The sequence below is a fragment of the Chloroflexota bacterium genome, from assembly GCA_013152435.1.
Lineage (GTDB): Bacteria > Chloroflexota > Anaerolineae > DUEN01 > DUEN01 > DUEN01.
In genome coordinates this window covers 31,853-55,940 of the sequence record JAADGJ010000141.1, presented here as the reverse complement: position 1 = coordinate 55,940, position 24,088 = coordinate 31,853, and the positions used below count along the sequence as shown (strand labels likewise).

General features: G+C 63.2%; 22 protein-coding genes. 9 read left to right on the top strand and 13 right to left on the bottom strand.

Going from position 1 to position 24,088, the window contains the following annotated elements:
• The 4 genes from GXP39_19300 to GXP39_19285 all read right to left on the bottom strand — a co-directional run bounded on the left by GXP39_19300 (position 1) and on the right by GXP39_19285 (position 3,028).
• Positions 1 to 1,128, bottom strand: a complete 1,128-nt coding sequence (locus GXP39_19300; protein ID NOZ30182.1) for an ABC transporter permease — start codon at positions 1,126 to 1,128, stop codon at positions 1 to 3.
• The gene (locus GXP39_19295) at positions 1,094 to 2,074 is read right to left on the bottom strand and encodes an ABC transporter ATP-binding protein (protein NOZ30181.1); all 981 of its coding nucleotides are present in this window, start codon (positions 2,072 to 2,074) and stop codon (positions 1,094 to 1,096) included. The genes GXP39_19300 and GXP39_19295 overlap by 35 nt, the downstream gene beginning before the upstream one ends.
• Before the next feature lie 4 nt (positions 2,075 to 2,078).
• Positions 2,079 to 2,669: a TetR/AcrR family transcriptional regulator gene (locus tag GXP39_19290; GenBank protein NOZ30180.1), complete on the bottom strand. Its 591-nt coding sequence runs from the start codon at positions 2,667 to 2,669 to the stop codon at positions 2,079 to 2,081.
• A 74-nt stretch (positions 2,670 to 2,743) separates the two neighbouring features.
• Positions 2,744 to 3,028: a hypothetical protein gene (locus GXP39_19285; protein ID NOZ30179.1), complete on the bottom strand. Its 285-nt coding sequence runs from the start codon at positions 3,026 to 3,028 to the stop codon at positions 2,744 to 2,746.
• Positions 3,029 to 3,210: 182 nt separating this feature from the next.
• Between GXP39_19285 and GXP39_19280 the strand changes: the two genes are divergently transcribed.
• Together GXP39_19280 and GXP39_19275 are read left to right on the top strand one after the other, a co-directional pair.
• Positions 3,211 to 4,314 carry a hypothetical protein gene (locus GXP39_19280; GenBank protein NOZ30178.1) on the top strand — a complete coding sequence of 368 codons (1,104 nt, stop codon included), beginning with the start codon at positions 3,211 to 3,213 and terminating at the stop codon, positions 4,312 to 4,314.
• Positions 4,315 to 4,358: 44 nt separating this feature from the next.
• Positions 4,359 to 5,417 carry a uroporphyrinogen-III decarboxylase-like protein gene (locus GXP39_19275; GenBank protein NOZ30177.1) on the top strand — a complete coding sequence of 353 codons (1,059 nt, stop codon included), beginning with the start codon at positions 4,359 to 4,361 and terminating at the stop codon, positions 5,415 to 5,417.
• A gap of 40 nt (positions 5,418 to 5,457) precedes the next feature.
• Here the strand turns inward: GXP39_19275 and GXP39_19270 are convergent, their stop codons facing one another.
• Both GXP39_19270 and GXP39_19265 read right to left on the bottom strand, forming a co-directional pair.
• On the bottom strand, positions 5,458 to 6,381 hold the full coding sequence (locus GXP39_19270; protein ID NOZ30176.1) for a carbon-nitrogen hydrolase family protein: 924 nt from the start codon (positions 6,379 to 6,381) through the stop codon (positions 5,458 to 5,460).
• Positions 6,382 to 6,497: 116 nt separating this feature from the next.
• On the bottom strand, positions 6,498 to 7,397 hold the full coding sequence (locus GXP39_19265; GenBank protein ID NOZ30175.1) for an acetamidase: 900 nt from the start codon (positions 7,395 to 7,397) through the stop codon (positions 6,498 to 6,500).
• Between the two features lie 518 nt (positions 7,398 to 7,915).
• Here GXP39_19265 and GXP39_19260 point away from each other — a divergent pair.
• The 3 genes from GXP39_19260 (at position 7,916) to GXP39_19250 (ending at position 11,058) form a co-directional block, all read left to right on the top strand.
• Positions 7,916 to 8,506: a DUF5317 domain-containing protein gene (locus tag GXP39_19260; protein NOZ30174.1), complete on the top strand. Its 591-nt coding sequence runs from the start codon at positions 7,916 to 7,918 to the stop codon at positions 8,504 to 8,506.
• Positions 8,507 to 8,709: 203 nt separating this feature from the next.
• The gene (locus GXP39_19255) at positions 8,710 to 8,985 is read left to right on the top strand and encodes a hypothetical protein (GenBank protein NOZ30173.1); all 276 of its coding nucleotides are present in this window, start codon (positions 8,710 to 8,712) and stop codon (positions 8,983 to 8,985) included.
• Positions 8,986 to 9,180: 195 nt separating this feature from the next.
• Positions 9,181 to 11,058 (top strand): glycoside hydrolase family 127 protein, encoded by a 1,878-nt coding sequence (locus GXP39_19250; protein NOZ30172.1) that lies wholly within the window; start codon positions 9,181 to 9,183, stop codon positions 11,056 to 11,058.
• Positions 11,059 to 11,128: 70 nt separating this feature from the next.
• Here the strand turns inward: GXP39_19250 and GXP39_19245 are convergent, their stop codons facing one another.
• The 7 genes from GXP39_19245 to GXP39_19215 all read right to left on the bottom strand — a co-directional run bounded on the left by GXP39_19245 (position 11,129) and on the right by GXP39_19215 (position 19,600).
• Positions 11,129 to 14,242, bottom strand: coding sequence for a UvrD-helicase domain-containing protein (locus GXP39_19245; protein NOZ30171.1), 3,114 nt, complete (start codon positions 14,240 to 14,242; stop codon positions 11,129 to 11,131).
• 121 nt (positions 14,243 to 14,363) lie between these two features.
• On the bottom strand, positions 14,364 to 14,693 hold the full coding sequence (locus GXP39_19240; GenBank protein NOZ30170.1) for a hypothetical protein: 330 nt from the start codon (positions 14,691 to 14,693) through the stop codon (positions 14,364 to 14,366).
• Between the two features lie 158 nt (positions 14,694 to 14,851).
• Positions 14,852 to 15,091, bottom strand: a complete 240-nt coding sequence (gene infA, locus GXP39_19235) for a translation initiation factor IF-1 (protein ID NOZ30169.1) — start codon at positions 15,089 to 15,091, stop codon at positions 14,852 to 14,854.
• Between the two features lie 82 nt (positions 15,092 to 15,173).
• A complete protein-coding gene (gene rpsU, locus GXP39_19230; protein ID NOZ30168.1) occupies positions 15,174 to 15,383 on the bottom strand; it encodes a 30S ribosomal protein S21 in 210 nt (69 codons plus the stop codon).
• A gap of 345 nt (positions 15,384 to 15,728) precedes the next feature.
• Positions 15,729 to 17,372, bottom strand: coding sequence for a DUF4129 domain-containing protein (locus tag GXP39_19225; protein NOZ30167.1), 1,644 nt, complete (start codon positions 17,370 to 17,372; stop codon positions 15,729 to 15,731).
• A 163-nt stretch (positions 17,373 to 17,535) separates the two neighbouring features.
• Entirely contained in the window at positions 17,536 to 18,594 is a 1,059-nt protein-coding gene (locus tag GXP39_19220; GenBank protein NOZ30166.1) for a DUF58 domain-containing protein, read from the bottom strand.
• Positions 18,595 to 18,652: 58 nt separating this feature from the next.
• A complete protein-coding gene (locus GXP39_19215; protein NOZ30165.1) occupies positions 18,653 to 19,600 on the bottom strand; it encodes a MoxR family ATPase in 948 nt (315 codons plus the stop codon).
• A 217-nt stretch (positions 19,601 to 19,817) separates the two neighbouring features.
• On the opposite strand from GXP39_19215, the gene GXP39_19210 reads away from it, so the two are divergent.
• The 4 genes from GXP39_19210 to GXP39_19195 all read left to right on the top strand — a co-directional run bounded on the left by GXP39_19210 (position 19,818) and on the right by GXP39_19195 (position 24,072).
• Positions 19,818 to 20,747 carry a class I SAM-dependent methyltransferase gene (locus GXP39_19210; GenBank protein NOZ30164.1) on the top strand — a complete coding sequence of 310 codons (930 nt, stop codon included), beginning with the start codon at positions 19,818 to 19,820 and terminating at the stop codon, positions 20,745 to 20,747.
• A gap of 70 nt (positions 20,748 to 20,817) precedes the next feature.
• On the top strand, positions 20,818 to 21,729 hold the full coding sequence (locus tag GXP39_19205) for an ATP-binding cassette domain-containing protein (protein NOZ30163.1): 912 nt from the start codon (positions 20,818 to 20,820) through the stop codon (positions 21,727 to 21,729).
• 64 nt (positions 21,730 to 21,793) lie between these two features.
• Entirely contained in the window at positions 21,794 to 22,516 is a 723-nt protein-coding gene (locus tag GXP39_19200) for an ABC transporter permease subunit (protein NOZ30162.1), read from the top strand.
• Positions 22,516 to 24,072: a GldG family protein gene (locus GXP39_19195; GenBank protein NOZ30161.1), complete on the top strand. Its 1,557-nt coding sequence runs from the start codon at positions 22,516 to 22,518 to the stop codon at positions 24,070 to 24,072. The genes GXP39_19200 and GXP39_19195 overlap by 1 nt, the downstream gene beginning before the upstream one ends.
• Positions 24,073 to 24,088 lie beyond the last annotated feature (16 nt).

Sequence of the window (24,088 nt, the reverse complement as noted above, 5' to 3'; positions counted from 1 at the left end):
TCACAGCCTCTTGCGGAACAGCAGGACGGTCAGGAATGAGAGCCCAGACCCCATGATAAGCAACGCCAGGGCATAGGGCCATAGGATATCCAACCCGGCGCCCTTCAGGAAGATGCTGCGGCTGATGGTCACGTAGTGGGTCGTGGGAACGGAATAGGCCTCCAGGCGCATCTCCGGCGGCATGGCGGAGATGGGAAAGATCAAACCGGACAGGAAGAATCCGGGAAAGAGGAATACCAGCAGGGACACGATCATCGCCAATTGCTGATTGCCGATGAAGATCGCCATCAGCAGCCCCAGGCCCAGGCTGGCGAGGAAGAAGTCCGCCGAGAGGAGCATGAACAGGGGAAAGCTCCCCCGGAACGGCACGCCGAAGAGCTGCATCCCCACCAGAGTGCACAGAACCACCCCGATCAGGCCGCTGAGCACGTAGGGAAGCAGCTTGCCGATCAGCAATTCCGACCGCCGTAGCGGCGTGGAGATGAGCTGCTCCAACGTTCCCCATTCCCGCTCCCGGGCCAGGGACAGGGTGATCGACATGGCGGGCATGGTCAGCACGATGGCGATCAGGCCCGGCACCATCCCGATCACCGATTTGAACGCCGGATTGTACCAGGTGCGCACCTGCAACTCGATCCGTGGCAACGGGATGTCGGGGCCGCCCGGGGCCAGGGCGTTTGCGATTTGGTCGGCCACGAAGGCGCCGGTGTATCCCCCAAGATAGGTGATCGCGTGCTGTCCCGTATTCGGATCCGTGCCGTCCACGATGATCTGCAAGGCGGGCGGCCTCCCCGCCATGAGTTCCTTCGCGAACCCCGGCGGGATGATGACCACGGCACGCGCCCTCGATCGCTCCAGCAGCGGCTGAATCTCCTCCCAGCGATCCAAGTAGCAGCAGACATCCAGCTCTGCGCTGTTATCGATTCCCAGGGCGTACGCCCGGGAGAGGGCCGTCCGGTCGTAGTCCATCACGGCCACGGCCACGTTCTTCACGTCGACGGAGAAGGCGTACCCCAGCACGATCAGCAGGAACACCGGCGATATGGTCACCAGAAAGAAGGTGCGGGGATCGCGCGTGATATGGATCCACTCTTTACGGACGACTGCCCGAACTTTGTGTAGGTCCACGTTCGCCCTCTAACTGCCTGCGGATCAGGGAGATGAACGCCTCTTCCATGCGCGGGATGCTGCGCCGGATCTGCTCGAAGGGCACGTCGGCGCCCCTCAAGGCAGCCTCCACCTCCGGCTGCCGTTTTTCGGCGTCGTCCACGAAGACGTGCAGCAGATCGCCGTAGGTTTGCACCTCGTAGACGCCCTCCAGGGCGGCGACCACCCGCCGGGCCCGGAGCAGGTCCCGGGTCCATACCGCCAACAACTGCCCCGGCACCAGCGCCTTGATCTCGTCCGGCGTGCCCCGTTCGATGATCTGCCCCCGGAACATCAACCCCACGCGCGAGCAATGCTCCGCCTCGTCCATGTACGGCGTGCTGACGAAGAGGGTCACGCCCTGCACGTGTAGATCGGACAGGATGTCCCAAAACTCGCGGCGGGAGATGGGGTCGACGCCGGTGGTGGGCTCGTCCAGGAACAGGATGCGCGGGCGATGGATCAACGCGCAGGCCAGGGCCAGCTTCTTCTGCATCCCGCCGGAGAGGTGCGCGGCGCGGCGGTCGGTGAACTCCTCCAGGCGGGCGAAGGCCAGGAGCCGGTCGATCTGCGCACGGCGCTCTGAGCCGCGGACGCCGAACACGTCGGCGAAGAAGTTCAGGTTCTCCAGCACCGTCAGATCGCCGTAGAGGCTGAAGTGTTGGGGCATATAGCCGATGATCTTGCGTATGTCCTCCGCCTGCCGCACGGTGTCGAAGCCGCCCACGAGGGCCTGGCCGCTGCTGGGCACCATCACAGCCGCCAGCAGGCGGATCGTCGTGGTCTTGCCGGCGCCGTCCGGGCCGATGAGCCCGAAGATCTCCCCGGGGCGGATGGCCAGGTTCAGACCGTCCACCGCCGTCACGTCGCCGAACGTCTTCGTCAGCTCCACCGCCTGGATCGCCAGATCCGTGTCGAAGGGTGTCATGGCTTCAACGCGCTTCCAGTCCGTGGAGGAAGATGTCCATGATCATATGGCTGAGATCGGGCCAGTGGAGCTGATCCGGCATCATGGACCATTGGAGCATCATCCCGTCGAACGCGGCGATGAGCACCGCGGCCGCCGCCCGCGGGTCGGTCGGGTGGAACTCCCCCGCCTGAATGCCCGCGGCGATGAAGCGCTGTAGCACGTCCACGGTCTCCTGATAGATGCGAACCATGCGCTCTCTCACCTGCTCGTCCTGCTGCATCTGCGCCCAGAACTCCAGCGTGAGCGAGGCGAAGTCGCGCTGTTTGGCGATATCCTCGGCGATCAGCTCGGCCGCGCGCCGCAGCCGATCGGCCCACGTCATCTCCTCCATCTGGGAGAGCTCCTGGAGCGTCTGGTTGATCCCCGAGATCCACGCGTCGATGATGGAGAGGAACAGCTCCTTTTTGCTCTTGAAGTACCAGTATAAGCTCCCCTTGCTCAGTCCGCTCTCCCGCACGATCTCGTCCATCGTCGTGCGGTGATAGCCGTGGCGGGCAAAGCATACCATGGCGGCCTGCAAGATCTGTGCCCGCCGATCCTCCGTCCTGTTCATCCGGGACAGCGCCATCCGCTTCTCTGCTCCTTGGTCGTGTGGTATGGTGAAACGGGCTCTCCGAGGCTCCTGGGTTATCCTTCCTGTATGCGGCGGGCCAGCCATAGGACGAAGATCGTCACGACGCTGGTGTCGCCAAGGGCCGAAAGCCATCGCCAGATCGGGGCGGTGAACCCCATCTTCGGCACGAGCCAGAAGAGGGTGATGCTGACGATAGCCTGGCAGGCGATCCCTATGAGGAGATCCCCGGCCAGGCCGTACGGGCGTCTTTTCTTGCCGATTACGCCCGCCAGGTAGCCGTAGATCGCGCCCAGGATGACGGAGATGATCAGGAGAGCGACCAGTTGCGTCGTGTTCATCACCTTGCTCCTTTTCGCGGCCCTTCTAAACTGACTGGTCAGTCTAGTCCTGGATTATAGACGGAGGGCGTGCTGACGTCAAATTAGGAGGCGGCCTCTCTCGTCTATGCTGGACATTCCCGTTGCCAGCGAGTATCATAGCGATGTGAGGCTCGGCCGTCAGGGCAAAGAGGAGGAGAAGGATGCCGTATTCGCGTGAGGGGATCCCCAACTGGTGTGGGATGAACCTGGCCGTCTTTCGTGGAGAGGATCCGGGGGGTGTGTTGTGGCAGCCCCGGATCGAGTTCTGGTATCGCGTGAATCGCAAGCGGGGGACGCTTCCGCCCGAGTACAGGGACGCCAGCCTGCTGGACGTTTACGATGACTGCCTGGCCTCGGTGCGCTATTTCACCTCTCCATTGCGGGTGCGCTACCACAAGGTGTGCGTGCGCGAGGAGCAATTGGATGAGAAGCGAATCGCGCGATATTGGGAGACCCCCGTGGGGACGCTGCGGGAGGTCCTCCGTTACGACGCGTGGGGGATCTCCGCCTACCATGATGAGTACAAGGTAAAGGGTGTCGACGACCTGCGCGTATTGGAGTACATCGTGCAGGATGAGGAATGGTGGTGGGACGAGGAGACCTATCAGGCCGACCTGGAGCGGATCGGGACGCGCGGCGCTCCCCAATTCTATTTTCGTCGCTCGCCCCTGCAGGGCCTGTTCATCGAGCATATGGGATTTGAGAACACCATCTACGCCATGCACGACTGCCCGGAGAAGATCGCGCATTACATGGAGGTGGCAAGCAAGGCGGATGACGCTCTCTATCAGCTCCTTTGCACGTGCCCGGCCCCTATCCTCAACTTGGGCGAGAACATCGACGCCCATATGGACCCACCGCCCATCTGGAACGAGCATCTTATCCCGTATTACCGACGTAGGGTGGAGCAGCTCCACGAGGCGGGCAAGTTCGTCCATATCCACGTCGACGGGGCTATGAAGCCGTTGCTGCCCTACCTGCGGGCCTGTCCATGGGATGGCATCGAGGCGGCCACGCCAAAGCCTCAGGGCGACGTGACCATCGAGGAGATCAAGGAGGCGTTGGGGCCGCTGGTGTTGCTGGATGGCATCCCGGCCGTGTATTTCCTGCCCTCGTACCCCGAGGATGTGCTGATACGCTGCGTCCAACAGCTGGTCGACCTGTTCTATCCCCGGCTGGTGCTGGGGATCTCCGATGAGATCCCTCCGGATGGGGATATCCGCCGGGTGAAACGGGTGGGCGAGCTGGTGCGCGACCTGATCTGAAGGCCAAGTGTCATGCGGGTTGGGATCAGAAGGAGAGACGAGACATGCCCAAAGAGACGATGACCCCTCGCGAGCGGTGGCTGGCCGTGCTCACCCGCCAGCAGCCGGATCGGGTGCCCATGGATTACTGGGCCACTCCGGAGGCCACGGCCAAGCTGATGAAGCATCTCGGCTGCAGCAGCGAGCGGGAGATGTTGCAGAAGCTACACGTGGACTTCGTCGTTTCCGTGTCCCCGCGCTATGTCGGCCCGCCGATCCCCGAAGGGTACGATGTCTTCGGCTGCGGCTACCAGGATGTGGACTACGGCACCGGGGTGTATCGGGAGTGCGTCTATCACCCCCTCGCCCAATATCGTTCAGTGGAGGAGATCGAGCGCAATTACACCTGGCCTGATCCGGACTGGTGGGACTACTCCGATATCCCGGAGCAGGTGAAAGGGAACGAGATGTATCCCATCCGCGGGGGTGGCTCGGAGCCGTTCCTCATTTACAAAGACCTGCGCGGCCAGGAGCTGGCGTTTATGGATCTGGTGCTCAACCCGGAGATGGTCCACTACTGCCTGGACAAGCTCTTCGACCTGGCCTACGAGAACACCCGTCGCATTTTCGAGCAGATCCCCGGTCAGGTGATGCTGAGCTATGTGGCCGAGGACATGGGGGGACAGGATGACCTGATGTTCTCCCCGGCCCAGATCCATGAGTTCCTGATCCCGCGCATGAAGCGCATGATCGACCTGGTACATGAGGCGGGGGCGTTCGTCTTCCATCACAATGACGGCAACTGCCGGCGCATCATCCCGGACATGATCGAGGCGGGGATCGACATCCTCAATCCGATCCAGTGGCGGGCCAAGGGGATGGATCGGGAGGGGCTGAAGCGGGACTTTGGGGACAAGCTCGTGTTCCACGGCGCCATGGACAATCAGTATACGCTGCCCTTTGGCACGGTGGAGGAGGTGCGGCAGGAGGTGCTGGATAACCTGCGGATCCTGGGCGAGGGCGGCGGATATATCCTGGCGCCGTGTCACAACATCCAGGCCGTGAGCCCGCCGGAGAACATCGTCGCCATGTATGAGACATGCTACGAGTACGGGTGGACGTAGGCCTGATCGAAGAGGATGAGGGCGAAAGGTCGTGAGGACGCTACCCGGCCGGCGTCTGTGGGTCGCTGTGGACGTACAGGGTGAACACGTCCGGTCGGGCGTAGTGGCCGCTGACGTCTAGCGTCATCAGTTCCTCCAGGATGCGGCCGGGATCGATCTCTGCGGTCAGCAAGGTCTCCTCCTCCCCGGCCGGGCCGGCGATGACGGCCCCATCCGGCCCGATAATGGCCGAGCCGCCTCGCATCCATGGGCCGTCGCCCTCCAGGCTGTCCAGCAACGCCAGCCCGGTGGGCAGGTGCTCGCGGCGCAGCACCGAGCCCGCGGCCACCACGAAACAACGCCCCTCGAAGGCGTAGGCGCGGGAGGCCACCAACAGGATCTCCCTGACCGTTGGCCACAGCGCGGCATGGAAGGTCTCCCTCTGGTCATGCATGGCCTGACGCGCCAGTGGCATCCAATGTTCCCAGCACACCAGCCCACCGACGCGCCCCACCGGCGTGTCCACGACGGTTAACGTGCTGCCGTCACCCCGTCCCCACACCAGCCGCTCGGTGTAGGTGGGGATCAACTTGCGATGCTTGCCCAGCAGCTCGCCATCCTCCGAGAAGTAGAGGATCGTGTTATAAAGCGTACCACCGTCGCGCTCGTTGATCCCCATCACCAGGTTCAGCCCGGCGCGGCGAGCCGCCTTCCCCAGCCGCTCGGTGACCGGGCCGGGGACGTCTACGCTGTTTTCAAACAGGCGGCGGAACACGGCTTTGGTGGGCGCGTAATCCCATAGCCCCATCTCCGGGCTGACATCCAGCCAGAAGGGATAGCCCGGCAGCCAGGTCTCGGGGAAGACTAGCAGCTGCACGCCCTGTTTGCCGGCCTCGGCGATCCACCGATCGGCGGTGGCCAGGGAGGCTTCCAGATCCAGATAGGCCGGCGCCACCTGCGCGGCCGCGATGCACACCCGAGACATCATCACCTCCATAAATATGTGCTCCTACCGGGAGGATCTGGAGTAGGGTCGATTGAGGAGAGCGCCCCTTACCTCGCTTCCCGATCTCCGCTTCGCTCGCGTCGCCGCGGCGTCCCTTACTCCAGGTAGCGTCGCGGCACTTTGGCGATGTAGGTGAATGTGGGATTGACGAACTGGGTACAGCGCGCCTCCAGCACCTGGCCCAGGAAGAGATAGGCGTCCCCGCGCGTGAAGCCGTATGATTCCTCCAGCCAGAGCACCATGGCCTCCAGGGCGTGGCGGAACGCGTCCTCAGCTGGCCGGGCCATCGCCGCCGTCATGATGTGGGTTTCGTCGATGATGCGCGGCCAGAACATGGACGGCGGCTTCTCCGAGAGCTCGCAGCGGATCCGCACGCGGCCGCTGGCCTCGATCCCGCCCGCGCCGCAGATCTCCCCATCGCCCTGGAGGGCGTGCATGTCGCCGATGTGCAGCAGTGCTCCCGGGACGTGTACCGCAAGCTGCACGGCCGCGCCGGTAGTGATCTCCTGTACGTCGAAGTTGCCCCCCCAATACCCGCCCCAGCCGTTGTGATAGCGCTCGCGGGCCGGAGCCACGCCGACGAACCCGATCATGGGGGCGACGGGGAATCGAATCCGCTCGTCCCAATGGACGAACCCGTCCCGAATCTCCACAATGCGGTGATGAGCGCCGACGCCGGAGCCGCCCAGCCAGGCGGGCATGGCCCCGGTGCTCCCGCTGAAGCTGGTGAACCCCATCGGGTCCAGATCGATCTCACCGATGTGGACCGTGAGCATCTGCCCCGGTTGGGCGCCCTCCACATAGATACAGCCACTGGAGGGATTGCCGCCGTATAGCTGCTCTCGCAGTCGTTCCCCATCTGGATGTGTGTCCAGCCAGGGCCCCCGGTTGAGTTGCGTCTCCACCTCAAATACCTCGCCCGGCTGCACGCGCAGCGTGGGCGCGTTGTCGGCCCCGATCTCAAAGTACAGGATATCTCGTGTCGCTCTTTTCATGGGACGCTCCTGGTGAAAAGGGATCTCACTCCGATCGCGCGCCCTCAGTATACCTGTCCCCATGGATCCTGCAACCCTGCCGGGGCGACGATAGGGTGTCTTTCTCGGTGGAAATTCGGCGGAGAGCTTTGGGGGCGCAGTTTTTCAAGGGAAACTTCCTCTTTGGGTATGCCGCCGGACGAGATACCTCTTGCCGGTATATTGGGAACCCGTCAGCGATTGGTGAGTCCACCGGGAAACAATGAGGCTGAACTACGTGACCCGACGGCTCACACAATCCTGATGGGAGGCAGTCCGATGAAAGGCTTGTACTGGAAGGTGGTTTGGGTGTTGATCACGATCCTGTCGTTGGTCGCCGCCAGCGGAGCGCCGTCTGCCTTCGGCGGTAGCAGCTCTTGCAATCCGTGTTGAGTCGCTGATTCGTTGTTGCCAACATGGGGGCTGTTTCGCAGAGCGAGGGGCTGGCCTATGGCCGGCCCCTTGCATCTTGTCTATTTCGCATCTGGCCTGGGTAGCGCATGATCCTACTCTTTGCGGTCGTCGTCGCTTTCGTGGTGAGCCTGGTGACAGGCGGACGTCCCGAGCGGCTGGCTCACGTCTCGATCCGTTGGGCGTGGCTGGCGCCGCTCGTCTTCGCCGCACAGGCTTATCTGATCTACCATCCAGCGCCGCATGCGGAGGGCCTGCTGAGCATCCGCGCGCTGGTGATGGTGATCTCCTACGGACTGCTGATCCCACTCATGTGGGTGAACCGGCGTCTTCCCGGTATGAAGCTTATCGCTTTGGGCCTGGCCTTGAACTTCACCGTCATGATCGCGAACGGCGGGTATATGCCCATCACCCGGGAGGCCCTAACTCAAAGCGGGCTCGCACACCTGATCCTGGGTGAGCAGCCCGGGGCGCGAGTGCTCAACACCAAGGACATCCTGTTGCCGCGAGATGCGACCAGGCTGTGGTGGCTCTCCGACGTCTTCGTGATCCCCCCACCGGCGCCCATCAGCGGAGTTTTCAGCGTGGGGGATGTGGTGATCGCGGCCGGGGCGTTCTGGTTTCTGTACAAACATATGCATGCGTCAACTGACGCCTTGTGGCGAAAAGAGCCTGCATAGTCAGGCTGATACTTTGTGATCGCGAGACGACGGACGGTCGTGAAAGCCAGCGTCCGTCGTGATCTTTATGGTATAGCCTTCGCGGTTAACGAAGCGTTCACGCTGGGCGGGTGGGGCTTTGGAAATCGACCAGGGTTGACAGACAAGATGGAGGGAGAACTTGATGATCGTTTGGAAGAGGAATGTCTTTGTGGAGGACCAACATGACCTGGGAGACGCTGCAAGCTATCGTCGGGCGGGCTTTGGTGGACCGCGACTTCGCCCAGCAGCTTCTGAGCCAGACGCCGGAGGCCTTGCTTCGTTTCGATCTGACGGACGAGGAGTACGCGACGGTTTCCGCCATTCAGGCCTCCTCCCTGGAGCAATTCGCCGGCCAGCTTGACCGGCTATTGCCCGAACAGGAGCGTGAGACGGAGCTGTGTTCCCTTCTTCGACCCCCACGGTGGGCACGTCGTTGCCGGATCCTCTCCACCTGCTGACCGCCCTACCGTATCCCCTTATGTATGGAGGTGGAGCAAGCCTTCGCCTCTCCTCAGGCGGCAGGAACCCCTGCCGCCTTTTTCGTTGCCTGCGGCCTCGCTCGCTCCGGGCATCTCATGGCAAGCGCGTGTGCTATAATGACGGCGATGAGCCATTGGCACCGGCGTTCCAGCGCTTTCATGGAGGGTATGTGAATGTCTGTGATTCCCCCTATCCATACGCGCGGCGTGGTGGACACGACCGCCTCTCCGTATGCCCGGCTGAACCCCGTCCCCCCGGGCGCCGTCCGTCTGCGGGATGGGTTCTGGAGTCCGCGTTTGGAGGCGAACGTTCGGGCTGGCCTTCCCCAGCTCTATCGCCTGCTGGAGGAGCATGGGGTTGTGGATAACTTCCGACGCGTGTACGGGGCGAAGGATGTGCCCCGGCGCGGCTTCCTCTTCACCGACAGCGACCTGTATAAGTGGATGGAGGCGGCTGCCTTCGTCCTCCAGTCGGAGGAGGCCCCCGAGATCCGACACCTGCTGGACCAGGCGATCGAGGCCGTCCTCCCCGCGCAGCGGCCGGACGGTTACCTCAACACCTACTACGTCGACGAGCGATATGAACAGCGATATACCCGCTTCGATACGGACCACGAGCTGTATTGCGCGGGGCATCTGTTTCAGGCGGCGATCGCACACCATCGGGCGACCGGTGAGAGCGAGCTGTTGGACTGTGCGTTGCGGTTTGCCGACCATCTGTGCCAGGTGATCCCCTCCATCGAGGGCGCCTTCTCCGGTCATCCGGAGATCGAGATGGCCCTGGTGGAGCTATATCGGGAGACGGGGCGGGAGCGCTATCTTGATCTGGCCCGACATCTGCTGGACGCCTCGCGTTTCACCGAGCTGCAGAAGATCGAAGGTCACGCGGTGCGGGCTCTCTATTTCTGCTGTGGCGGTGCCGACTACTACGCGGAGACGGGAGATCGCGCCTTTCTCGCCTCGTTGGAACGACAGTGGGAGAATTTCACCCGGGCTAAGGTGTACATCACGGGCGGTGCCGGAGGGCGTCACCTGGGGGAATCCCTGGGGAGGGATTACGAACTCCCCAACGCACGCGCGTACGCGGAGACCTGCGCGGCCATCGGCAACATCTTTTGGAACTGGCGTATGCTCGTGTTGGACGGCGAAACCCGTTTTGCGGACCTTATGGAGCGTGCGTTGTACAATGGGTTCCTGTCCGGCGTCTCCCTGGATGGCACCCGCTATTTTTATGTCAACCCGCTGCGCTATGATGGCGAGGGCGAGGGCGATCCCTGGTATCCCTGGGCGCGTCGAGGGCCCTATGAGCGGCAGCCGTGGTACGATTGCACGTGCTGTCCGCCGAATGTAGGGCGTATGCTGGCCTCGCTGCCGGGCTATTTCTACAGCACCAGCCGGGAGGGCCTCTGGGTTCATCTGTACGATCGCGGCGAGCTGCGCTGGCAGCTATCCGATGGGACCGGGCTGCGGGTCGTGCAGGACACCCATTATCCGTGGGAAGGCGATGTGCGGCTGTCGATCTTCCCGGCGCGACCGATCGAGTTCACCCTGTACCTGCGCGTGCCCGGCTGGGCCGACGGTGCGACGATCTCGGTGAACGGCGAAGGAGACGTGCGGGGTACGCCGGGTAGCTACGCCGCGCTGCGCCGTCGCTGGCAGCCTGGGGATCGCGTGCACCTCTCCCTGGAGATGCCGCCGAAGGTGATGGCCAGCCACCCGCGCCTGGTCGAGAATCGCTGCAGCGCGGCGCTGCAGCGAGGGCCTATCGTGTACTGCTGGGAGGCGCATGACAATCCCGGCGTCTCTGTGCTGGATGCCCTGTTGGACGCTCGAGGCGAGATCGTCGTCGAGCACCGGCCGGAGCTTCTGGGGGGCGTAACCCGGCTGATCGCTCAGGGTGCCCTCCCCGAGGAAGAAGATCAGAAGTTATACCGTCCGTGGGCCCCGCGGCGCACATCCCTCCGCCCCGCGACGCTGACCGCCATCCCGTATTACGCCTGGAATCATCGTGGCGCGTGCGCCATGACGGTGTGGATGCAGGTGTTGCCGTAGAGCGCTCCGCCGGCGTGGTGTCGGGGGATCGTGCGATTGGGGAAAATGAGCGGCGGAGAGGTGACCAGGGTCATCTTTCCGCCGTTTTGCCGGATGGGTCAAGCTCCTGCACCTGCCCCTGGGGATCGATGCGAAAGCGGCGCACGTATTCGGCGGGCAGCTCGAACGCGAATCGGGAGGGCAGGCGAACGAAGCCATCGCCTCGATCGCGTACAGAGCAGAGGAACAGCCGCTCTCGCGCTCGGGTCATACCCACGTAGAACACGCGACGCTCCTCAGCCAGCGCCTCCTCCTCCTCCATGGTCGTCCACAGAGGCAGATTCTCCTCCTCCACACCGATGATGATGACCACCGGGAACTCCGTTCCCTTGGCGTTGTGAAGGGTCATCATCGTCACCCGGTCCCCTTCCGTCCCCGTGCCCTCGATGTCCAGGCTGGTGACCAGGGCCTGGTGGTCCAGGAAGGCGCCCAGCGAGAGATCCCGGCTGAAGCGTGCGAAGCTCGCGAGGTAGGCCATGAAGTTCTCGCGCATGGCGCTCCAGGCCTCATCTTCGGCCATGGGTGGGGGCGGTACGGCCATCAGGCGCCGCGCGAGCTCATCCAGTCGAGCGCGCTCCTCCACCGGCAGTTGCGCCACGATGTGTTCCTCCAGCGGGGGCGCGAGCTCTCGCGTGCGCAATGCGCCGTGCCATAGCGCCCGGTTCTCGTCCTCCAAATCGGCCTCAGCGCCCAGCAGGCCCAACCCCACCCACGGGAGCATCTCCGGCAGGGCATTCAGCGCCAGCTGTCGCCGGTTCTCCTCAAGCAGGGCGAGCAGGAGCATCTGTGTCTGCTGGACATCCTGGGCCGCGCGATGCTCAACCGCCTCGCCCAGCTTCAGCCTGCGTAGGAGGTGTTCCAGGCTGTAGCTGTGTTCATCGGGCAGCAGGCGCTGGGCCAGCGACAGGGTGTCCAGCGCCGGGTTGCGAAAGGAGCGTCCCAACAGCCGGGCGGCCTCCCGATCGACGAACCGGTTGTCAAACGCGATGATGTTGTGCCCGGCCACCGTGGACTCTCCCACATACGCCAGGAATCGCGGCAACACGACCTCGATGGGATCCGCGTCCTTCACATCGGCCCAGGAGATGCCGTGCACTTTCGTCGCCGCCGCCGGGATGGAGCCCCGGGCGGGGCGTACCAGCGAATAGAAAGGTGGGGCCGCATCTCGTCGATGTTCCATGACTTGGGCCCCGATCTCCACGATCTCATCCCGACGGACATTCGTGCCCGTAGTCTCCAGATCATACACCACGAACCGGCCGTCGGCGAGGGTCTCATAGGTTGCCAGGATATCCTGTGCCAGTCTCCAGGCGATGGCGGCGAGGGATTGGCCCACTGCGCGCTGGGGCGGGACGTGCACGGTCAGCGCCGGCTCCCCCTCGGCGACGAGGTTCAGTTGCGGGCTGTCCAGCGACGCGTCCAATTGGGCGGCGACGGGGTAGGCCAGATAGTCCCGCAGGGCGCGGCACAGGATGGCTGCCGCGCACGCGCCATCGATCGTGGGGGGAGCGTAGACGGTGAAAGGTACACGGCGATCCAGCCAATCGCGAATCCGGGCTACAGCGTCGGGGCGGGCGGAGAACTCGGCCCAGTCGAGCAGGCGCCGCCACTCTTCGGGGTCAAAAGGCCTACGGCGGACCGCCAGGGTATCCAGCAACCGTTCCACGATCACGGTGACCGGCTGATGGGCGACCGGACGCAGTTCCTCCTCGAAGAGTTGGAGGAAGGAGCGTAAGGCCGCCCGGGTCAGCGGGCTGAGCTCGGGGAAACGATCGCTGGAACGGACCAGCTCTGCTAGGCTGATCTGATGACGGTGCGCGAGCCGCTCTAGCTGCATGATGGTCAGCTCGTCCACCAACGTTCGCGGGAAGTTGAGGGCGGCGATCACCTCCTGGTCCGGCGCGGAGGCCAGTGAGCGCAACAGATGCAGATATCGGGTTACCTCGCGCACCAGGGGGCGCCGGAAGAAGTGATCTTTTTGCACGCGATGCACCGGGATGCCGTGCTGGACCAGGTAGCCCTCCAGCGGGTCGGCCAGCCGGTGGGTGCGGTACAGGATCGCGATGTCGCCATACCGATAGCCCCGCTCCTCGTGCAGGCGGCGGATCAGGGCGGCCAGCCAGGCCTGTTCCTGCTGAGCTGTGGCGAAAATGTAGTGGTAGATGGGATCGCCGCGTGAGTGAACGGTGCGAAGGTAGGTCCGCCGCTTGGGGTCGCGCCAGGGAGGTGCCTGGCCGCGGGCGATCAGCCACTGGGCGGCGTAGAGGATTGTCTGAGTGGAACGGTAGCTCTGCTCGAGCACGATCACGCGCGGGCGGTAGCGGCGCTGGAACCGATCGATCAGCGATGGCTGAGCCCCCCGCCAGCCGTAGATGGACTGGTCGCCGTCGGCGACGACGGTGATATCGCTTCCCGGGGAGGCCAGCAGGGTCAGCAGATGGTATTGGGCCAGGTTGATATCCTGGTACTCGTCCACTAGCACATGGGGCAATTGCGCCTGTACCTGGCGACGGATATCTGCCCGGCGCGCCAGCAATTGCACGGCGTAATAGATCAGATCATCGAAGTCGAGGGCCTGGTGTTTTTGAAGCCAATCCTGATAGGCGCGCGCGACGTCCGCGTAGATGATCTCCATCTCCTCCCGGGCCAGGGAGCGCGCTGGATCCTGCATGGCGCCCTTTCTGCGGCTGATGTAATCCTGCAAGGCGTGGATCGGGTATAGCTCTGGGCTGAGGTCCAGCTCTCGCAGTGCATCCCGCAACGCCTGATGCTGCATCTCCTCGTCGGCGACGATGAAATCGGCAGGCAGATCGATGGCCTCGCCGTGCTCGCGCAGGAGACGAAGGCCGACGGCGTGGAAGGTGTGAAGCCAGATGTCCTCGCCGGATACGCCTGCCACCTGTTCAAGGCGTGCACGCATCTCCTCGGCAGCCCGGTTCGTGAAGGTGACGGCCAGGATGCGGTCGGGCGGGACGCCTCGCTGGGTGATGAGGTAGATCGCTCGGTAGGTGATGACGCGCGTCTTGCCGCTACCGGGGCCGGCGATGACGAGCAAAGGCCCTGCCGGCGCTGTTACCGCCTCCCGTTGACGTGGGTTCAGGGCAGAAGCTAGATCTTCCCAGCTTCGCTCCAATCCTTCGGTCATCGCCATCCTAGCATATGCGGGGAAAGCCCGCCGACGAGTTCAGGGAAATCCTCGCGATGGGCCAAGTAAAAAGGGGCCGCTTGGAGATCGCGGCCCCTTAGGAGTGCCTGATTGGTTGGGATCATCGTTTGGAAGCCGCGCAGTTAACGCACAGCTTGGTGTCGGGCAGGATCTTCAACCGCTCCGGGTCGATGGGCTGACCACACACCTCGCAGATCCCGTAACGTCCTGCCCGCGCCTTTTCCAGCGCCTCTTCCAGGGAAGCGATCTTCTCCTGAAGGCGCTCACGCTCGGCCAGGTTCATCTCCCACTCGTAGATCATCGCGTTACCCTGGCCCAAGCCGAAGTCAGGGCGCTCTGCCAGCTGTTCCTCGACGGCTGCCAGCTTCTCCCTGGCCTCGGCCAACTCTTGCTCCAGACGGGCGACTTCAGCCTGCGTTGTTGTGGTCACCCTACCCTCCTTTGGCTCATACCACCGGGCCGCCGCGTGGAAAGGGAACGACAAACACCGGGGCCCACCGCCATTCCTCAAAGTCGAAGAGGAAATTATGCGCGCCAATACGCAACCGGCCTGGTCCGCTCTTTCCGAATTGGGGTACGAACCAGATATCAGCCGGTTCGGTTGGGAGTCTTAAAGCGGAAGGTGATCCGTCCCCGGGTGAGGTCATACGGGGATAGCTCGACCCGCACCCGGTCGCCTAACAGAACCCGGATGTAATGCCTTCGCATCTTGCCCGACAGGTAGGCCAATACCTCATGGCCATTGTCGAGCTCGACGCGGAAGGTGGCGTTAGGCAGTGCTTCGACGACTGTCCCTTCGACTGAAATCTTTTCTTCCGTTTTCGCCATCGCGCTTCTTTCCTCTATTCATGAAACATGGTGTGGGGCACGCCGCTGCCCTGGGAATCAGGGCGGCGACGCCCCCGAATCATCATCTTCTTGCTTCTCGCTCTGCACGCTTGCGAGCTGCCCGACGAGCCTTGCGGATGGCTTTCTTGCGTTTCAGACGCCGAAGCTCGCTCTTCGGTGTGAACCAGCGCTTCTTGCGCACGGTGCTGAGGATCCGCTCCTCAGTCACCGCTTTGCGGAACCTTTTCAGGAGACTCTCGGGAGATTCCCCTGGTCGCAGTTCGACGGTAATGGCTACTCACCTCCCTCTATATTGAGATCGTTTCGCGTAAGGGGATGACGCCCTCCTATGGCAACAAAAACCTCGGTGCGCTATCCGCTTTCACCGAGGCTTATGGGCGTCTCATGGGCTCCGGTTCAGACCCATTCGCGTGCCGCATGCTCCAGTTCCCGGAAAGCTCATACCTCCGTCTCTGTCACATGGGCGCCCCCCACGCCGCAGCCTCCTACATTGGCTTGGCCGGTGATCCCTCACCAGCCATCAACGCTTATTATACCAAACGACCGTTGCGGTGTCAAGCAGAAGCGATAACTTTTTATGTTATGTATAGCCGTGCGTTTTTTGTTATCTTATGTATTATGTCAACTTGCTGTCTTGGCCCTCTTCCCGATCGCGCTGCCGCAGCGCAGCCTTCACGCGTCGCCATATCTCCTGTACCCGCCTGGCATCTTCCGGCTGAAGCGGATGCGCGCTGTAACGGGCATCGACGAAGGCCTCCGTCAGCGATGTCAGATCCTGTTCGATCTCGGGCCAGTGAGCCGTCAGATCGACCTCATACTCATGAGGGGTCTCAGAGGGTTGTCGGGGAACCCCCCGCTCGGAAGCCCGCCGCACGGTGGAGAGATAGAAATAGCGCACCCGCTCTCGCGGCCCCAGCTTGCGCAGGCTTAGGAAACGCCAACGGGGCACCCCCCCACCGCCCACCGATGCCAACGTGAGGGCGATCATGGAGCGAACGCGCTGGCCGAGTCGCCGCGTTCGCCCTCGCCAGGTTTGCCACCAGGCGCGCCACCAGTGCCACAGGCGACGCAGCCAACGGCTGTCCAGGCGAATGCCTCTCCCGCCCAGATAGGCGACCACCGAATAGCCGATGATGACGGCCATGAGCAGCCAGACCAGGGCGCCGCCGAGCCAGTCGGGCAGATGCAGGCTGCTGGTGGCGATATCCGGGGGCTCCGGAGGGGGCCGCAGGGCCTCGGCCGCCGGGGCCTGTTCGCTTCCGAGCCCCAGCAATCCCAGAAGCCACGCGAACAGGGCGAAGAAGAGCAGGAGAGCGGCGTACGAGATCTGCATCATGAAGTTGATCACCGCCGCCAGGATGCGTGCCATCGTGAAGGAGGACCCAAACGGCAGCAGCGCGGCCAGCAACCCGACAAGGGCCAGCATGCCGATGCCCAACCTTCCCCAGCGCCGCACGAGCTCGGGGTCCGTGTCCGTTCCCTCGTACCGCCAGCGGGCTCGCAGCACGGCCAAGCGTCCCTGGCTGATCAGCAGGAGGCCGCCCAGGAAGTAGATGACCAGGGCGCCCTGGAGCATCGGTGTGATCCCTAGGTGTCGGATGCCGATCAGTTGTCCGACGGCTGGCTTCAGCTCTACCCGTGACAGCCCCGCGCACAAGGCCAGGAGCACGCCTCCCCACAGCCAGTACGTGCTGAACTCCCTCAACAGCATGGAGCGCGACGGATGTCGCGCGCGTATCTCGTTCCAATCCAGGTCGCGCGCGGACAGCGGCCTGACCACCAGTTCGTCCGGCTTCAGGGACATGCGCTCGAGTGCGCCCATCATCGCGGTGCTCTGTCCCCAGACGATCAGCGTCAAGATCCCGAGGAAGAACGACGTGCCATCGAAGAAGCTCAGGGGGGAGCGCAGCCATTGCGAGAGCAGCGTGGCGGTTGGCCATTGTCCCTTGACGTAGAAGGTGAGGAGCCGGGCCGCGATGAGTAGAAGGCAGATCTCGCCGAATCGAAACCGGAAGGTGCGTCGATCGCGCCGCTCCGATGCGGCCAGCCACAGCGTGGTGTATACCGCCTCCAGAGCGACCAGCGAGAGGAACGGGAGCACGGCTCCGCGTCCCCACCCGGGGATCGCCGCCTGCGCCACGGCGATGAACCCGATGGCCAGGCATGTGGCCAGCAGGGCCACCATGAGTGGCCGGAGGATCCCTCGCAGCCACAGGCTATCCTGGGGCATAAGGCTTTGTTCCACAGGGGCCTCGGCCATATCCCCCTCCCCTATCGGATGCGCTCACCCGCCCCGGCCGGCGAGCGCCAAAGATCGAGATCTCGCTCGTAGGCGACCAGATATGCCGGGAATCCAAGATGGTGGGCCCGCTGCCGTATCTTTTTGAATTGGAGGCTGGGCTCCACCACGATGAGGATGGTGTTCAGGCCAGCCCGTTGCAGCGAAGGGCCTGGCAGGTCGCCTCATCCCCCTTGGGCGTGATGGCGATCACCGTCGTGCCCCATCCGAGATCCAAGGTGGCCTCGCGCATCCAGGCGGCGAAGGACGGCCGCGCCTCGCGGGCCAGCTCGATGCGAGCCAGCACCTCCAGTAACTTGATCAGGTTCCCTCGCCCGGAGCGAGGTGGGAGCCCCGCCGCCCATCCCCGTCCGCTGACGGGGTCGTGCCCGTTGGTGAACAGCCCCACCGGCTGTCGTTGCTCCGCCAGGTGGTGGGCGATGGAGGCAGCCACGATGATGGCCCACTCGCTGGCGTGGATGGCCTGTCGCTGCTCATACTCCGCCGCGTTCAGGTTCAGCAGGATAGCCGTTTCCAGCGAGATGGCGGGGTCCAGCTTGGTCACCAGAAGCTCCCCCGCATGGGCGCTTGCCTTCCAGTGGATACGGTGCAGCGGATCTCCCGTCTCATAGTCGCGCAACCCGCTCACGCGCACGGGGTCCTCGAACAGACGCTGTCGGGTTCGTATCGCCCCGAACGGCAATTGGGAGGAGATGCCCAGCTGTGTCAGGGGGACGATGCGCGGATAGACGGTGATGTGATCCTCTTCCGGCTCCTGGACCTGCGTCTCAGCGAACCCGAAGAGATCGCCGGTGCGAAAGCTGGCCGGCCCCAGCGCGTAGTAGCCTCGCTGCCGGCAATCCAACGTGTATGTGATGGTGGCGTGGCCGTGCGCGGGCAGCGTGACCACTCGACGCACGAAGTTCGGTGAATGCAACATCAGGGGGACCGATTCGCTGACGCGCAGCCATGGGACGGGCAGCCAGCTGCGGTTCTCGATGCGAAGCTCGACCCGCACCTGATCTCCCAGGAATGCGTGGTCCGCGTATGCGCGTCGGATCTCCAGCCGGCTTGCCACTCGCCTCACCCACCACCGGGCGGCGATCCAGGTCCCGAAGAGGACATATATAATGTAAAAGATGAACTCAATGCGTAGCAGGATGAAGAGGGCGAAGAGCAGGATGATGAGAAACGGGATATCCATTCACGGGCTCCCTGGCCCCAAGGTGCGCGTTTCGGCGCGTCTCCTCGGCGGGCGGTGATCAGCGCAGCTCCCCGATATCCAGCTCCACCTGTTCCAGGACGTCTTCGATGATCTGTACGGCCGTCCGGCCTCGCAGCGCGCTCTCGGGGTGGACGATGCAGCGATGTGCCAGGGTCAGGGGGGCCAGCTCTTTCACGTCATCGGGCAGCACAAAATCGCGGCCGCGTATGGCCGCCAGGGCCTGGCTGCCGCGGAACAGCCCCAGGCTCCCGCGCGGGCTGGCCCCCAGGGCCAGGTCGGGGTGATGGCGCGTGGCCTGTACCAGCCGTACGATGTAGTCGCGCACGGTGTCGTCCACGTGAACGTCCCAGATCCGCTGAGCCAGGTCCGGGACGCGATCCCCATCCACCACTGACTCCAATTGCTCGATGGGATGCTGGCGCTGCAGGTTGAGGAGCATGAGGGACTCCTCCTCTGCGTCCAGATAGCCCAGGCTGAGCTTCAGCAGAAAGCGGTCGAGCTGTGCCTCGGGCAAGGGGAAGGTGCCCTCGTATTCGATGGGATTCTGGGTGGCCAGGACGAGGAAAGGGCGCTTCAGAGGATAAGTGATCCCGTCCACGGTGACCTGGCGCTCGCCCATGCACTCCAGGAGGGCTGCCTGCGTGCGGGGGGTCGCGCGATTGATCTCGTCGGCCAGGAGGACATTGGAGAACACTGGCCCGGGGCGGAATTCGAATTCGCGAGTTTTCTCGTTGAAGACGGAGACGCCGATCACGTCGCTGGGCAGCAGATCCGGGGTGCATTGGAGCCGCCTGGCCGTCACCCCCAGGGAGGCGGCGATAGCCCGCGCCAGCATGGTTTTGCCGACGCCCGGGACGTCCTCCAGCAGCACGTGGCCCTCGCACAGCAAGGCCACGACGATGTACTCGATCGTGCGCCGTTTGCCGACGATCACCCGTTCGACGTTCTCGATCACCCGCGCCGCGAAATCTTGGACCTCTTGCACCCTCTGCCCCCAACGCTCGTCTTGTGAGGGCATTGTACCGCCGATGATATGGTTTGACAAGGAGGGCACGATTTTTGTTGCCGATACGTATTGTAATCACGCGAGAAGTATGCTATAATAGGCATGTCATGAGAGGGTGGGCGGCGCTAATCGCCGCCTTCTTGTATGGGCTGCGAAACACACCACGCGATGTTTCACGTAAAACATTTGGGGTGGCATGACGGGCGACACCTCGCAAGTAGCCATCTGCGACTATGAGGGCAGCCGATATCGCGCCGAGTTCTGGGAAGGAAAGGGGCGCGAATTCGAGGACCGGGCGGAGCGGATCGCCCTGCGGAGCCTTTTGCCCTCTACCGGCCGACGTCTGGTGGAGATCGGCGCTGGCTTCGGTCGTCTGGCTGACCTCTATCTCCCCTCGTTTGAGCAGGTGATCCTGCTGGATTACTCCCGATCCCTTTTGCTAGAGGCTCGCGAGCACCTGGGCGGCGATCCTCGCGTCACCTTCGTCGCCGCCAACGTCTATCAGATGCCCCTGTGTGCTGGCGCTGTGGATACTGCCGTGATGGTCCGCGTGGCCCATCACCTGGTGGATATCCCCCTGGCGATGCAGGAGATCGGCCGTGTCCTGTGCGCTGGAGGGACCCTGGTGATGGAGTACGCGAACAAGCGGCACCTGAAGGCCATCTTTCGCTATCTGATGGGCCGCCAGCGTTGGAGCCCCTTCGCCCGCGAGCCGTACGAGTTCGTCGAGCTCAATTTCGATTTCCATCCCGCCTGGATGGAGGAGCGACTGCGCGCGGCCGGCTTTCGGATCGAGCGTCAGCGGGCGGTATCCCATCTGCGCGTCGGGTGGCTAAAGCGCCTGGTGCCGGGGACCGCGCTGGCGAGGGTCGATGGCTGGCTGCAGCGCCCGGGAGCGGTGCTGAAGCTCGCCCCCAGCGTCTTCGTGCAAGCCAGACGTCTGGGACAACCGCCTGACGGATTGCCGGATGCCTTCTTCCGTTGTCCCGTCTGTGGTGCGGAACCTTTGTCCCCTAACCCGGAGGGCGTTCCCTGTCCTTCCTGCGGCCGTGTCTGGCCCCTGCGGGATGGAATTTACGATTTCAAGACGCCCGGAGAAAATGATCCGGGGAATGGCGGTGATTAATCTGGGTTTAATGTGCCCATGCTAGTGTGTGCTATTGTTAAGCATCGTGGGCTCATGGAGGTAAGCGGGCATGATCGAGGTGGAGGACCTCACCAAGGTCTATGGTGACTTCGCTGCTATCCAGGGGGTCACCTTTCGGGTGGAGCGCGGCGAGGTGCTGGGTTTCCTGGGGCCCAATGGCGCCGGGAAGACGACAACCATGCGGATCCTGACGGGCTTCATGCCGCCCACCGCTGGCCGCGTTCGAGTCGCTGGCTATGACGTCTTCGAGAACTCCCTGGAGGCCCGGCGACACATCGGCTACCTGCCGGAGAGCGTGCCTCTCTACCCGGAAATGACCGTGGTCAGTTATCTGAACTTCATCGCATCCGTGCGCCGGGTTCCTGATCGCCAGGAGGCGGTTGAGCGGGTCATGGAGAAGCTGGGGCTGGATGATCATGCGGATGTGATCATCGGAAAGCTGTCCAAGGGGTATCGCCAGCGGGTCGGCTTGGCCCAGGCGCTGATCCACGATCCCGATGTGATCGTCTTGGACGAGCCGACCATCGGGCTCGACCCCAAGCAGATCATCGAGGTCCGCGAGCTGATCCGCAGCCTGGGAGGGGATCACACCGTGATCTTAAGCACCCACATCCTGCCCGAGGTCAGCCAGGTGTGCAGCCGCGTCCTGATCATCAACGAGGGGGAGATCGTGGCCGAGGATACGCCCGAGCGACTGACGGCTCGCCTGAAAGGCGGGGAGCGGATCTTCGTTCACCTGGCGGATGGCGCGGCCGGTGTAGAGGAGGCGCTGGGCTCCATCGATGGAGTGCAGGAGGTGGCCCGCGTGGGAGATGGAAAGTACGAGGTCACCTGCGCCCTGGGGCGGGATGTGCGTCCCATCTTGGCGCGTACGCTGGTGGAACGCGGCTGGGATCTGCTCGAGCTGCGTCCCATCGGCATGAGTCTGGAGGAGGTCTTCCTGAAGCTCACGACCGAATAGACGATAAGCGTAGAACCCCCATGCCCGCGCACTCAACCTTACAAACGGAGGTGACGAGGGCCCTATGCGGAACGCACTCATCATCGCCCGACGGGAGCTCGGGGCCTATTTCGCTTCGCCGATCGCCTACGTCGTCATCGCAGCCTACCTCGTTGTCATGGGGATTCTGTTCTCCCTGATCGTGGCGGGGCGGCCGGGGGCCGAGGCCTCTCTCCGGTTCGTGTTCGGCAACATGTTCAGCGCGATCATCCTGATCATCGTCGGTCCACTGCTGACCATGCGGCTGCTGGCTGAGGAGCAGCGATCGGGCACCATCGAGTTGCTCCTTACCTCGCCGATACGGGATTGGGAGGTGGTGCTAGGGAAGTATCTGGCCGGTTGCGTGGTCTTCCTCGCCATGCTGGTCCCCACGCTCGTTTACCCGCTGCTCATCGAGCGCTTTGGGAACCCCGACCATGGCATGTTCGTCACTACCTACGTGGGCGTGATCCTGCTGGGGATGGCCATCCTTGCCCTGGGGCTGCTGACGTCGGCTGTCACCCAAAATCAGATCGTGGCGGCTTTCTTGGGTTTGGGACTGATCCTGGTCCTGACCTTCACGCAGTTCCTGGCCACGGTGGTCAGCGGGCCGCTGGCCGGTATACTGACGTATTTGGGATTGTTCAGCCATTTCTTCGATTTCCTGCGGGGTATCATCGACACGCGTGATGTGGTCTACTACCTCAGCGTGACCGTAGGAGCGCTCTTCCTGACGACGCAGATCTTGGGGACTAGGAGGTGGCGCTGATGATGGATTCATTGCGACGAGGCGCCCCTTATCTGGCTGGTGTCGGAATCGTAGCCGTCCTGCTATCTATTGCGGCACGGGTCCTGGGCAGTGAGCCTCCATGGCTGCCCGAGGCTCTCTTGAGTCTTGGGGTTGTGCTGGTCATCAGCTACGCGCTCCTGCGACCGCGCGAGGTGGTGGCTGCGCTCACCGGTCGCCGGGCGCGCTACGGCGGGAACGCTCTGTTGCTCAGCGTCGCCTTCCTGGGAATTCTGACCACGGTCAACATTCTCTCCGATCGCCACCATAAGCGGTTCGATCTGACGGAGAGCAAGCAGTATACCCTGTCCCAGGAGACGATCCAGATCTTGCAATCGCTGGAGAGACCGGTCAAGGTGACGGGGTTCTTCACCCCTGGTGATCCCCGCCAGACCGATGTAGAAGATCTGCTGAAGGAGTACGCGTACCACAGCGACCAGTTTACCTATGAGTTCGTTGACCCAGAGCAGCGTCCCGGTGAGGCACGTCGATTAGGCGTAACCAGCTATGGCGTTCTGGTGTTTCAATCAGGGGATAAGCGACAACAGACGTTCGGGTTGGATGAGGAGGATCTGACCAGCGCGCTGCTGAAGGTGTCTCGTGATGAGCAGAAGGTGGTCTACTTCACAACTGGACATAAAGAACGCAATCCGGAGGGCTTTCAATCGGCCGACTACGGGAATGTCGGGCGGATTCTGGGGATGGACAACTATAACGTCGAGCTCTTGAACCTGGCCACTATCACGGACACCATCCCCGCTGATGCCGCGGCGATCGTTGTGGCATCGCCGCAGGTCTCTTTCTCTCCGGACGAGATCTCCTTATTGGATAAGTGGCTGGAGGCGGGTGGTCGGTTGATGATCCTGGCCGACCCCCCGGCGCGGCGGGGCGAAGAAGACCCCATGGCTGCGTTTTCGGAGATGCTGAAGAAGTGGGGGATTCGCCTGCGTGACGATCTGGTGTTGGATCCGGCCAGCGCCTTCTTCGGCGATGCCGCGTCTCCTCTGGTGACCCGCTATCGGTTCTCAACGATCACCAAGGATCTGGGGGGGCTGACCTCTTTCTTCCCCCTGGCCCGTTCCATTGAGCAGGTCACCCCAGAGCTGCCGGAGGAGGATCTCGTCTTTACGCCGCTGATCGAGACCAGCAGGGATAGCTGGGGGGAGACGAACCTGACGGAGCAGCAGGCACGCTACGATGAAGGCGAGGATACCCGTGGGCCCTTGATCCTGGCCATTACGGTGGAGTATCGGGAGCGGGGGAGCCGGCTGATCGTGTTTGGCGATTCCGATTTCGCTTCTAACGCCATCCTGAACAGCGTACGAGGAGCTTTCGGCAACGCGGATCTGTTCCGGAACAGCGTGAATTGGCTGGCGGAGGAGGAGGCGTTGATCGCCATCGGCCCCAAGCCGCCTGATATCCGGACGATGCAGCCGCTAACGCCGGCTCAGCAGAAACTGATCTTCTACGGGACCGTGATTTTCCTGCCGCTGATCGTGCTGGCGTTGGGCGGTGCAGTCTGGTGGGAGCGTCGATGAGTCCGGGGGCTTCCTG